Consider the following 12,490-nt stretch of genomic DNA (forward strand, 5'->3'; position numbering starts at 1 on the left):
AGTTCTTGTAGATGGGACAGATAAGGGAATTGCCCTTACGGTGGATTGCAATGAAAGATATTGTTATCTAAACCCTTACGAAGGGGCAAAAATAGCGGTTTTAGAGGCTGCAAGAAATATAGCAGCAACTGGAGCAAGACCGATTGCTATAACCGGCTGTTTAAACTTTGCAAATCCAGAAAAGGAAGAAATATATTATCAATTTAGGAATTCCATATTAGGAATAACAGAGGCATCAAGGATTTTAAATACACCTGTCATAAGCGGAAACGTGAGCTTTTATAATCAGTCGGAAAAAATGGCAATTCATCCTACACCTGTTATTGGAATGCTTGGACTTTTAGAGGATGCAAAAAGCACACGACTATAGACTTTAAGGATGAGGGTGATGTAATAATTCTTGTCGGTGAAACAAGGGATGAAATAGGCGGAAGTGAATATTTAAAGGTTATATTTGGCATCGAGGCAGGAAGGGTGCCGGAGGCTCAAGTTGAGATTGAGAAAAACACAATTGAAGCGGTTTTAAAGTGCACAGATGAGAATCTTTTAAAGAGCTGCCATGATATATCCAATGGAGGCTTTATAGTGGCCCTTTTAGAGTGCTGTTTTAAAAATGAAATGGGTGCAAAACTTAGCATAAATACAGACCTTAGGGAGGATAGATTCTTATTCTCTGAAAGCCAGGGAAGGTTTATTTTATCCTGCAGAAAAGATGCTGCTGATAAGGTAATATTAAACTTTAGAAGATATGGGGTTATGGCAGAGGTTATTGGTGAAACACAAAGGGACAAAGTGGAGATAGAGCTTAACGGAAATAAAGTTTTAGACATAGAAGTAAAAGAGGCTAAGAAGGAATGGGAAGGTGGCCTTGTATGTTTTGTGGAGTAGATAAATTTAAGGAAGAGTGTGGAGTTTTTGGAGTTTATTTAACTGAAGAAAAGGAAATAGCAAGAACTGTATATTACGGCCTTTTTGCCCTTCAGCATAGGGGACAGGAAAGTGCAGGGATGGCTATATCAAGTGGGACAGACTTTATAGTCCATAAGGATATAGGGCTTGTATCGGAGGTTTTTACAGAAGAATTTTTAAATACTAAAGGATTTGCCGCAATAGGCCATGTAAGGTATTCAACAACAGGCGGGACAAGGAAGGAAAACGCCCAGCCCCTTTATAGTAAATACAAACTTGGTAACATTGCAATTGCCCATAACGGCAACCTTGTCAATGCAGATATCATAAGGGAACTTTTAGAAGAGGCGGGGGTTATATTTCAAACAACAATAGATACAGAGGTTGTATTAAACCTTATAGCAAGGGCAGCAAAGAAGGGAATAGAAAGGGCAGTATTTGACGCCATGCAGGCGATAAAGGGTTCCTACGCCATGCTTATACTAACCGATGATAAATTGATTGCCGTAAGGGACCCCACGGTATAAGACCTTTATGTCTTGGGAAAATAGATGGAGGATATGTTTTGGCATCTGAAAGCTGTGCCCTAGATGCTGTCGGTGCTGAGTTTTTAAGGGATGTTGAACCTGGTGAGATAGTGATAATAGATAAAGAAGGAATAAGGAGTCTTAATTTAATAGAAAAAACAAAGCTTGAAACCTGTGCCTTTGAATATATTTATTTTGCAAGACCCGACAGCATTATAGATGGAATTAGCGTTTATGAGTCGAGGCTAAGGGCAGGAGAGGAGCTTTATAATGAAGCACCTGTTGAAGCGGACATTGTTATCGGCGTTCCAGACTCAGGAACCTTTGCTGCAGTAGGTTTTTCAAATGCTTCAAAGATACCCTACGGCATAGGCTTTGTAAAAAACAAATATATTGGAAGAACCTTTATTCAGCCTAAAAGCGAAGAAAGGGAAAGGGCGGTTGCCATTAAACTAAATCCTTTGAAGTCAAATATAGAAGGGAAAAGGGTTGTTTTGATTGACGACTCGATTGTAAGAGGAACTACCATGAGAAGGCTTGTAGATTTATTGAAAAAATCGGGGGCAAAGGAGGTTCATGTAAGGATTGCATCCCCTGTTGTTGCATACCCTTGTTACTTTGGAATAGATACCCCCTATAGAAGTCAGCTTATAGGAGCTAATAAAGATATTGAGGATATTTCCAGGGAAATAGGCGCAGATTCTTTGGACTTTTTAAGCATAGATGGTCTTTTAAAGGCATTAAATAGGGATGGTTTTTGTTTAGGATGTTTTAACGGAACATATCCGGTTTCTGCACCCCTTGAGGCGGATAAATTCCAGTTTGAAAGGAAGGAATAGTATGAAATATAAAGATTCAGGAGTTAACATCGAGGAGGGCTATAGAGCTGTTAATCTTATTAAGGACATGGCAAGGAAAACCTACAGTAGTAGGGTTTTAAACGGAATTGGAAGCTTTGCGGCCCTTTACGATATAGGAGGGTATAAAAATCCTGTCCTTGTTTCTGGAACAGATGGGGTTGGAACAAAGCTTGAGATTGCCTTTAAGATGAAAAAATACGATACAGTAGGCATAGACTGCGTTGCAATGTGCGTAAATGATATATTATGCCGCGTGCAAGGCCCCTTTTTTCCTTGATTATTTAGCCTGCGGGAAATTAGATGCTGAAGTTGCAGCACAAATAGTTTCAGGTGTTGCAAAGGGATGTGAAATTGCAGGTTGTAGCCTTATAGGCGGTGAAACTGCCGAGATGCCGGGGTTTTATAAGGAAGGGGACTATGACATAGCAGGCTTTGCAGTTGGAGTCGTTGAAAGGGACAGAATAATAGATGGAAGCAAAATAACAGAAGGGGACGTTTTAATAGGAATTGAATCCTCCGGCCCCCACAGCAACGGCTACTCTTTGATTAGAAGGATTATAAAGAATTTAGATGCAGAATTCGAAGGAAATAAAATAGGAGAGGTTTTACTAACACCAACCACTATATATGTCCCTTATGTTCTTCCCCTTATAGAAAAATACGAAATAAAGGGAATGGCCCACATAACAGGCGGAGGATTTTATGAAAATATTCCAAGGATGTTTAAGGAGGATTTTACGGCGGTTATCCATAAAAATTCCTTTAAGATTCCCAAAATATTTGAATATATAATGGATAACGGGGTTGAGGAAAGGGAGATGTTTAACACCTTCAACATGGGAATTGGATTTGTTTTGTGTGTGGATAAAGGTTTAGCTAAAAATATAGTTGAGGATTTAGAAGGGATGGGTAAAGGAGCGTATATAATCGGCCATGTTGAAAGGGGCGGTGATGGCGTTTGCATAAAATAGCAGTTTTAGTGTCTGGAAGCGGTTCTAATCTTGAGGCTATTATGGATGCAATAGATTATGGTAAATTAAACTGCAGCATTGAATTTGTAGTTGCCGACAGAAGCTGTTTGGCCATAGAAAGGGCAAAAAAAGGGGGATAAGAACTGCAGTTTTAGATAGAAGGGGATTTGGTAAAGAGCTCTCTCAAAGGATATTGGAGGTAATAGGAAAGGATTTAGACCTTTTAGTCCTTGTAGGCTTTTTATCCATTTTAGAGGGAGAGATATTAAAGGTTTACAAGGATAAAATAATAAACATCCACCCCTCCCTTTTGCCTAAATTCTCAGGAAAAGGGATGTATGGGTTAAGGGTGCATGAGGCTGTTTTAAAGGCAGGAGAAAAGGAGAGCGGCTGCACCGTCCATTTTGTGGATGAGGGTGTGGATACCGGAAGGATAATCCTTCAAAAAGGGTTCCTGTTTTAGAAGAAGATAGTCCTTTCGATTTGTCAAAGAGGGTTTTAGAGGAGGAACACAAACTAATTGTTGAAGCTATAAAAAAGGTATTGGAGGGATAGTATGAGGGCACTTATCAGCACTTATTATAAGGATGGGATAGAAAACCTCTGTAGATTCCTAGCTGATAGAGGCGTTGAAATAATTTCAACAGGTGGAACCTATAAATTCTTAAAGGATAAGGGAATACCAGTTATAGAAACAAAGGAGATTACAGGCTTTGAGGAGATACTCGATGGAAGGGTGAAAACCTTACATCCTAACATTCATGGGGGAATCCTTGCAATTAGGGATAATAAAGAACATATGGAGACGATAAAACAAAAGGGGATAGGGACCATTGATTTTGTTATAGTTAACCTTTATCCATTTTTGAAAAGGTTCAGGAGGATTTATCCTTTGAGGAGAAGGTTGAGTTTATAGATATCGGAGGCCCTTCAATGCTAAGGGCTGCAGCTAAAAACTTTAAGGATGTTGTTGTCCTCTGCGACTATAGGGATTATGATAAGGTTATGGAGGAGATTGAAAGGGATGGAAATGTAAGCTATAACACAAGAAAATATCTTGCAGGTAAAGTCTTTAATTTAACATCAGCCTATGATGCGGCGATTTCTAATTTTCTTCTTGATAATCCTTATCCGGAATACTTATCCATATCATACAAAAAGGAAGCAGAATTAAGATACGGAGAAAACCCCCATCAGACGGCTGCCTTTTATGTTAAAACTGAAGGCTCTGGTGCTATGAAGGATTTTGAAAAGCTAGGAGGCAAGGAACTTTCCTACAACAACATAAAGGATATGGATGTTGCGTGGAAGGTTGTTTGTGAATTTGATGAGGTTGCCTGCTGTGCAGTAAAGCACAATACACCCTGTGGAGTTGCAGTAGGTAAAGACTCCTATGAAGCCTTTTTAAAAACCTTTGAATGCGACCCTGTTTCAATTTTTGGAGGAATAGTTGCATTAAACAGCAGGGTTGACAAGAGGACAGCAGAAAAGATGGTTGAGATATTCCTCGAGGTTATAATAGCTCCTGAATATGATGATGATGCCCTTGAGGTTTTAAAGGGAAAGAAGAATTTAAGAATAATAAAGGCAAAGGTTAAGCCTCAGGATAAATATGAAATGGTAAGCGTAGATGGAGGAATTTTAGTTCAAAGTGTAGATAATAAGCTAGTAGATGAAATAAAGGTTGTTACAGAAAGACAGCCAACAGAGGAAGAAATAGAGGAAATGCTCTTTGGAATGAAGGTTGTAAAGTATGTTAAATCCAATGCCATAGTTGTGGTAAAGGATAAAAGGGCAGTTGGAATTGCAGGAGGGCAGGTAAATAGAATATGGGCAGCCTGCCAAGCCCTTGAAAGAGGGAAAGGTGCTGCTGTTTTAGTTTCTGATGCCTTTTTCCCCTTTAGCGATGTCGTTGAGGAGGCTGCAAAGCACAATATTAGAGCAATAATGCAGCCGGGAGGTTCCCTAAGGGATCAGGATTCAATTGATGCCTGCAACAAATACGGCATTTCAATGGTTTTTACAGGAGTTAGACACTTTAAACATTAAAAACTTAAATCTTAAGTGCCTGGCACTTTAGGAGGTGATCGGATGAAGGTTTTAGTCATAGGTTCAGGTGGAAGGGAGCATGCAATAGCATGGAAGATAGCTAAAAGCCCCCTTGTAGAAAGGGTATTTGTTGCCCCAGGAAACGGCGGAACCTATATGGAGGCAAGATGTGAGAATGTTCATTTAAAAGGCATAGATGATTATGTTAAATTTGCCAAGGAAAAGCTTGTAGATGTTACTGTTGTAGGGCCTGAGGCACCTTTAGTTGAGGGAATAGTTGATGAGTTTAGAAGGCAGGGCTTAAAAATATTTGGTCCCTCAAAGGAGGCTGCAAGGCTTGAGGGAAGCAAAATATATGCAAAGGAGTTTATGAAAAGGCACGGCGTAAGGACGGCGGAGTATGAGGTTTTTATGATCTAGAAGGGGCAGTGGAGTATATTAAAAAATGCCGATATCCCTGTGTAATAAAGGCTGACGGTCTTGCCCAGGGAAAGGGCGTTGTTATATGCAGTTCCTTGGGGAGGCAGAGGATACCTTAAAAAATTTATGGTAGAGGATGTTTTTAAAGGTTCTGGAAAGAAAATAGTCATTGAGGAATTTTTAGAAGGAGTTGAGGCATCAATCCTTTCAATAACCGATGGAAAAACTATTATTCCCTTTATATCTGCAAAGGATCATAAAAGGATATTCGACTGCGACAAGGGACCTAACACAGGCGGAATGGGTGTTATCGCACCTAATCCCTATGTTACTGATGAAGTTTTAGAGGATTTTAAGAAAAATATTATGCTACCTACATTAAATGGGATAAAGGAAGAAGGACTTGATTATCATGGCATAATATTTTTGGAATTATGATAACAAAAAGGGAGTTTATCTTTTAGAATACAACGTAAGGATGGGGGACCCTGAAACTCAGGCCCTTCTTCCCCTTATGAAAAGCGACTTTTTGAGCTGATTTTAAGGGCTATTGACGGAAAATTAGAGGGATGCAAAATAGAGTGGGAGGAAGGATTTTCCTGCAATGTAGTTGCTGCCTCAAAGGGATATCCAGGCGATATTGAGAAGGGATTTAAGGTTAATATAGGCGATGTTGAAAACAAAATATTCATCGCCGGTGCAGAATTTAAGGATGGCAATTTAATCACAACAGGTGGAAGAGTTTTATCGGTAACAGCAGTAGCTGACACCCTTGATAAGGCAAGGCAAAAGGCCTATGGGGATTTGAAAAGGATTTACTTTGAGGGTATGCAGTATAGAAAAGATATATAGGGTTAGCAAGCAAACATTTTTGTTGTCGACCCCTAAAATGCAAAACTATGGGGGTCGACAGCAGGCTTTAACCCTTGAAAAATCTAGAAAGTTGATCGAATGTTACAAAATGGCATAGTGTAAAATTATTGTAGGACGAAAAAAGACAAAAATTTAAAAGAGACAACCCCTGTGATAAAATAAAAGTGAAAAAACACACAAACCAATAAGGGGTGTCTCTTTTGAATAATATTATACAACAACATTTAATAAATTTCACTACTAAATTAATAAAAAATGTTGAAGAAACTATATCAAAAGAATGGGATCTAACAAAACTTGTTGATGTAGTTAAAAAAATGACTGATGAATTAGGAGCAAACATAATAAAGGACTTTTTAGAAGAATTAGATAAAACGATTAAAGAAGATGAAAAAAGGAAAAAGGGATGGGTAGTAGAAAGGAAAGACAAGAAAAAGATTGTAACAATGCTAGGCGAAATAGAATATGCAAGAACGTATTACAAATCTAAGAAGAATGGGGAATATAGATATTTACTTGATGAAATTATAGGGATAAGCAAACATGAGAAGGTAGATAAAGAAGTAAAGATAAAGCTGGTGGAGAACGCAATTAATATGTCCTATGAGGAGAGTAGTAAAATAACATGTCCGGAGAAACTAAGTAGACAGACAGTATTTAATGCAATAAGACAGGTAGGAGAAGTAGAAGTAAAAGGGAAGTAAAAGAAAAGAGGAAAGTAAGGGTGCTATACATAGAAGCAGATGAGGATCATGTGGCATTGCAGGATGGGAAGAAGGAGATGCCAAGGCTTGTATATATACATGAAGGAAGGCAAAGCAAAAATGGGAGAAACGAATTAAAGAATGTATATTACAAAGCATACGTTGGTGTAGAAGCTGAAGAAATATGGATAGATGTAGCGAATTATGTGTATGACAATTATGAAATAGAGAGCATAGAAAAGATATACATAGCAGGAGATGGAGCAAGATGGATAAAGGAAGGAATGGAATGGATTCCGAAAGCGAAATTTGTATTAGATAGATATCATTTGAACAAATACATAATAAGAGGGACAGCAAAGCGAGAAGAATATAGGCAAAAGATATGGGGAGCGATAAATGAAGGGGATAAGAAGGTTTTAAGGGAGATATTTAAGGAGTTAATAAATATAGCAGAAACTAAGACAGAAAAGGAGAGAGCAAAAGAAGCAAGGAGATATATATTAAATAACTGGGAAGGGATAGTAATATATAAAGAGGACGAGGATGTAATAGGATGCAGTGCAGAAGGGCATATAAGCCATGTATTATCAGCGAGATTAAGCAGTAGGCCATTAGGATGGAGTAAAGAGGGATTAAAGATAATGGCAAAGCTAAGGGTATTTAGCAGGAATGGAGGTAATTTAAGGGAAATAAGTATATACAAGGAAGATGTTGAAACATTTAGATTAAATAAAAGAAGATAAAAGAAACAATTAAAAGAATAAATAATTCTTCACGAGAAGGAATAAATAATATAACAATATTAAACATTGGAAAAGTAACACCGATGTATAAGATATTAAAATCAATTAAATATGAAAATATAATTTAAAGTTTAAAAGTTTACGAAAGTCTTGATTTTAAACATTTTAGGGGGTTGTCTATAAAAAATTAACCTACAATATCTTGACACTATCCAAAATGGAAACAATTTGACTTTATAATAGAATTCAGATATAATAAGGCTTAATGAGAGTTTTTAGCCTACCTATAAGGGATCGAGACTGAAATGGACATAAAGAATAGTAATTGTTACCTTTTTTGTTTTTAGCCTACCTATAAGGGATCGAGACATTTTTAAATATTATGTTTAAATAGTTATATTTAACGTTTTTAGCCTACCTATAAGGGATCGAGACTTAAGTTTTGTAAAATCAGAAAAAATTCTGCCTAAATGCGTTTTTAGCCTACCTATAAGGGATCGAGACTGAATCATAATTCCCGTCTTTTATAACAGCGTAGAAGGAGTTTTTAGCCTACCTATAAGGGATCGAGACTTTCCCGCATATCTGTGAACTGCAATGATAATTTTAGCAGTTTTTAGCCTACCTATAAGGGATCTAATCAAGATTGGTGGGTAGAGGATTGAGCCTGAAAAATTATATTTATATCTATGGGTGGCTTTATGTATGAGGTTTTTAATTAAATAGATTAGGCAGTATTATTAAAAATAAAAAAGCCCTTAGCTTTAGAAACTAAGGGCTTTATTGAGACACACGGCATAGTCAAAAGATGGAAGTGAATACTCCTGCACTTTTCTATTTTATTACTTTATACCTATTCCTGCCTTCTTTTTTAGCAAGAAGCATAGCGTCCTTTATTTTATTTATTATCTCATCATCATAACATGACTTTTTGTAAAATATTATAAAATCTTAATCTTAAGTGCCAGGCACTTCGTAGAAGTATTAATTAATCATTATTTGGAAATTACGTTTTTAAATTAGGTGGTGAATAATAAAAATGAATAGCAAGAGGGATTCTGAACATTTTCGAGGATGCCTTTTAGGTGGGGCAATTGGTGATGCATTAGGATGGCCGGTTGAGTTTTTAAAAAGAGATGAGATTATTAGAAGATTTGGCAAAGAAGGAATTGTTGACCTTATATTGGGTAAAAATGGTAAAGGCGAAATAACTGACGATACCCAAATGACGCTTTTTACAATCGAGGGCATATTACGTGCAAAAACAAGATTTGCCTTAAAAGGTATATGCCATCTTCCATCCGTCGTTTATAATGCCTATAGGCGTTGGCTTATAACTCAAGGATATACAAATCTAAAGGACTATGATTTTATAAATAGTGGATGGTTAATAAAAGTAAAGGAACTTCATGTGAAAAGAGCACCGGGAATGAGCTGCCTGTCTGCACTTTTAAATGGCAAAATCGGAACAACAAAAGAGCCGATAAATAATAGCAAGGGCTGTGGTGGAGTTATGCGTATCGCACCAGTAGGACTATTTTATGCCAAAGAATATGCCTTTGACGTAGCAGTAGATATAGCAGCACTAACCCACGGACACCCAACAGGTTATTTATCTGCAGGTGCCCTTGCATACTTAATCGCTTTAATAATTGAAGGTGAGGAATTAGAAAACGCTGCTAATAAAACAATGAACAAACTAAAAGAATATGACAATTGTGAAGAGTGCTTTAACAGCTTATCAAAGGCGATAGAACTTACATATAGCGATGTAGAAGATATTGATGCAATTTCTCAGCTTGGTGAAGGGTGGGTTGCAGAAGAGGCTCTTGGAATATCGGTATACTGTGCATTAAGATATAAAAACGATTTTAAGAAGGCTATAATTACTTCCGTTAATCATGATGGAGATAGCGATAGCACAGGTGCAATAACAGGCAACATTTTAGGTGCATATTTAGGTGTAAATAGTATACCAAAAGAGTGGATTGATAAAGTAGAACTAAAGGATGTTATAATAAAGATAGCTGACGATTTACTAATAGCAAATAAAGAAGATATAAATGAAAATTGGTGGGAGTGTTATCCTGGGTATTAAATAAAGGGAGCTTTTTATGAACCTTGTAGCCTTAACAGGTGCTGGAATATCAAAAGCAAGTGGCATTCCAACATTTAATGAGATGGGAAACTTAAGAGAGAAGCTGAGCAGATCATTTTTCCAAAATAACCCTGAAGAGTTTTATAAAATATTAATTGAAATGAAAGAAAAAATAGAAAGAGCAGAGCCTAACCCTGCTCATATTGCACTTGCAAAATATAATGTTCCAATTGTTACTTGGAATCAATTATAATTGAATATGCTAAAAAGCAAATTAATTTTGAATATTATGTAGATTATGTCACAAAATATTCTAAAATTAAACTACCAGAGGCGTTATTTAATAATATTGAAAATGACGTAAACAAACAGATCATGCTTGCAAGATTTTTGATAAATTATTTAAGGAGCATAGCTATGAATAAAAATAGGCCGTTAATTATAACATTTTTGGATATATAAGCTTATTAGCTGCTTTGCTAGGGATAGTGGCACTAATTCCAGGATTTTTGGAACGTTTTAATTTTACTGTTATACAACTACCTATTTTTATAAATAGTATAACAAGGGCGTTATTATCTTTAATTCTTTTAATTGCATCCTATGGTTTTTTAAAGCTTAAAAGATGGGGCTATTGGTTGATGATAATTTATGATTTTTTCTAGTAGCATATATTGCTTTTTATAATAAGCATCTTATTGCATCTACAAATGTTATTATAACTATTATACAATTGATATTTATTTTGCCGACAAAAAATATTTTTACGAGTCAAATTAAGAAAGATTATGATTTTTGAAGAATTTTAAAGGTTTGGTGAAGTTAATGAAAAAAGTAGATTTCTATTTTTTTAGGAATTTTTATTGTTTGTGTAATTGTTTATAATATGAATAGTTTTTATTTTTCAATTTGGGAAACAGGTCTAAACTTACAAAGTATAAAAATTTTAAAATCAGGAGTTAATGCTAACCGTAGTGAATTTAAGATTATTGCAGCAGAAACCAAAAATAAAAATATTAAATAGTAAAACCCCATGATGTTAGGCTTTACGCCTTAACATCATGGGGATTGTTTTTCTTCCAAAGAATAAATACAATTGCTGCAAGTATTTCGATTGTTACGACATAAATGAATATATAAAGCTTTGAAAAGTCATATAAATAGCCAATGATTGTGCTTCCTAAAAGCATTGAAACTCCATATACAGTGTTGAATATTCCGTAGGCTTTACCTCTGTTTTTGATGGGGATTATATCTGCAATAACTGCTTTAATCAATGTTTCATGGATGCTCATAACACATCCCCATAGGGCAATGGCGATTATAGCTAAAAGGGAACTTTGGGAAAAACCTAAAAAGACGATGGGGATGCTTAATATAGGTATTAAAATTAATGTTCCCAAGCCTTTTTATCGTAATATTTACCTACTAATACAGCAAAGGCGCCATCTAGTGCCATTGCAAGGGCATATAAAGTAGGAATTATGGCCTCTGATAATACTTTTTGCTTCATCAAATGATAGGATAAAACAGGGAAGTTTGCAAATCCTAAAATGCTTAAAAAGATAAATAAAAGATAATGCCAAAAGCTTTTAGATAAACTATCATTTGATATGTTTTTACTGTTGACCTTTGAAGCCTTTTCAAAATCCTCCTCCAAATCCTGGGGGCTTGGGAATTTATATCTTGTATATAACACAACGGCTACTGTCAAAATTGCAGGAATCCACATCAAATGAAAGCCTATTTTGTAGCTTCCATAAAAGGAAAGGGCCAAAGTAAATATCATAGGACCTATTATTGCACCTAATTGATCAAGAGCTTCGCTTATTCCAAAACCAACCCCAGTTCCTACGTGTTTTGTGGCGTGGGATAGCATGGTATCCTTTCCGGGATTTCTTATTGCCTTACCAAGGCGTTCAAGGATTATAAACAAAGCTGCTATTTTCCAGTTACCGGCAATGGCAAGGAGGGGAACGGAGATTAAAAGGCCATAACCTAATATTGCTGCAGCCCAGTTTTTTCCTGTCCTATCCACAAAATAACCTGATAAAATTCTAAAGGCATATCCTAAAAATTCGCCAAAACCGGTTATAACTCCTATATAAAGGGCACTTGCACCGAGAAAACCTAGATAATTTCCATATACGCTTCTTGCACCTTCATAGGTTATATCCCCTAAAGCGCTAATAAGTCCAAACAAGAATATAAATTTTAAGGCTTCCTTTTTCTTATTTGAATCTAAACCCATTTTCCTCATCCCTTTCATATACAATATTTCTAAAATCATTTAATAAAACTTTGCATTTTTCTAAGGCTTCAACAGCCTCATC

General features: G+C 36.2%; 8 protein-coding genes, 6 pseudogenes and 1 CRISPR repeat array. Of the genes and pseudogenes, 12 read left to right on the forward strand and 2 right to left on the reverse strand.

Going from position 1 to position 12,490, the window contains the following annotated elements:
- Positions 1-40 precede the first annotated feature (40 nt).
- From PWK10_RS19080 to PWK10_RS16925, 12 genes and pseudogenes are all read left to right on the forward strand, one after another.
- Complete coding sequence (locus tag PWK10_RS19080) at positions 41-370, forward strand: AIR synthase related protein (RefSeq protein WP_342455567.1); 330 nt, start codon at positions 41-43, stop codon at positions 368-370.
- A gap of 53 nt (positions 371-423) precedes the next feature.
- Positions 424-888 carry an AIR synthase-related protein gene (locus PWK10_RS19085; protein WP_342455825.1) on the forward strand — a complete coding sequence of 155 codons (465 nt, stop codon included), beginning with the start codon at positions 424-426 and terminating at the stop codon, positions 886-888.
- A pseudogene (purF, locus tag PWK10_RS16880) lies at positions 873-2,275 on the forward strand (amidophosphoribosyltransferase). Before PWK10_RS19085 ends, purF begins: the two are co-directional and overlap by 16 nt.
- Before the next feature lies 1 nt (position 2,276).
- Positions 2,277-3,267, forward strand: a pseudogene (purM, locus tag PWK10_RS16885) (phosphoribosylformylglycinamidine cyclo-ligase).
- A pseudogene (gene purN / locus PWK10_RS16890) lies at positions 3,255-3,822 on the forward strand (phosphoribosylglycinamide formyltransferase). The pseudogenes purM and purN overlap by 13 nt, the downstream one beginning before the upstream one ends.
- 1 nt (position 3,823) lies before the next feature.
- A pseudogene (gene purH, locus PWK10_RS16895) lies at positions 3,824-5,316 on the forward strand (bifunctional phosphoribosylaminoimidazolecarboxamide formyltransferase/IMP cyclohydrolase).
- Positions 5,317-5,358: 42 nt separating this feature from the next.
- Positions 5,359-6,588 (forward strand): annotated as a pseudogene (gene purD, locus PWK10_RS16900) (phosphoribosylamine--glycine ligase).
- A gap of 212 nt (positions 6,589-6,800) precedes the next feature.
- A pseudogene (locus PWK10_RS16905) lies at positions 6,801-8,187 on the forward strand (ISLre2 family transposase).
- A 143-nt stretch (positions 8,188-8,330) separates the two neighbouring features.
- A CRISPR array of direct repeats spans positions 8,331-8,701; the repeat unit is 30 nt; unit sequence GTTTTTAGCCTACCTATAAGGGATCGAGAC.
- 397 nt (positions 8,702-9,098) lie between these two features.
- Positions 9,099-10,157, forward strand: coding sequence for an ADP-ribosylglycohydrolase family protein (locus PWK10_RS16910; RefSeq protein ID WP_274766847.1), 1,059 nt, complete (start codon positions 9,099-9,101; stop codon positions 10,155-10,157).
- A gap of 16 nt (positions 10,158-10,173) precedes the next feature.
- On the forward strand, positions 10,174-10,410 hold the full coding sequence (locus PWK10_RS16915) for a Sir2 family NAD-dependent protein deacetylase (protein WP_008908738.1): 237 nt from the start codon (positions 10,174-10,176) through the stop codon (positions 10,408-10,410).
- Positions 10,395-10,619 carry a hypothetical protein gene (locus PWK10_RS16920; protein WP_274766848.1) on the forward strand — a complete coding sequence of 75 codons (225 nt, stop codon included), beginning with the start codon at positions 10,395-10,397 and terminating at the stop codon, positions 10,617-10,619. The genes PWK10_RS16915 and PWK10_RS16920 overlap by 16 nt, the downstream gene beginning before the upstream one ends.
- 26 nt (positions 10,620-10,645) lie before the next feature.
- Entirely contained in the window at positions 10,646-10,822 is a 177-nt protein-coding gene (locus PWK10_RS16925; RefSeq protein ID WP_274766849.1) for a hypothetical protein, read from the forward strand.
- A gap of 381 nt (positions 10,823-11,203) precedes the next feature.
- On the opposite strand, the gene PWK10_RS16930 is transcribed toward PWK10_RS16925, so the two are convergent.
- Positions 11,204-11,560, reverse strand: a complete 357-nt coding sequence (locus tag PWK10_RS16930) for an MFS transporter (protein WP_274766850.1) — start codon at positions 11,558-11,560, stop codon at positions 11,204-11,206.
- A complete protein-coding gene (locus tag PWK10_RS16935; RefSeq protein WP_274766851.1) occupies positions 11,548-12,408 on the reverse strand; it encodes an MFS transporter in 861 nt (286 codons plus the stop codon). Before PWK10_RS16935 ends, PWK10_RS16930 begins: the two co-directional genes overlap by 13 nt.
- Between the last annotated feature and the right edge of the window lie 82 nt (positions 12,409-12,490).

This window comes from Caloramator sp. Dgby_cultured_2, assembly GCF_028872215.1.
GTDB lineage: Bacteria > Bacillota > Clostridia > Clostridiales > Caloramatoraceae > Caloramator > Caloramator australicus.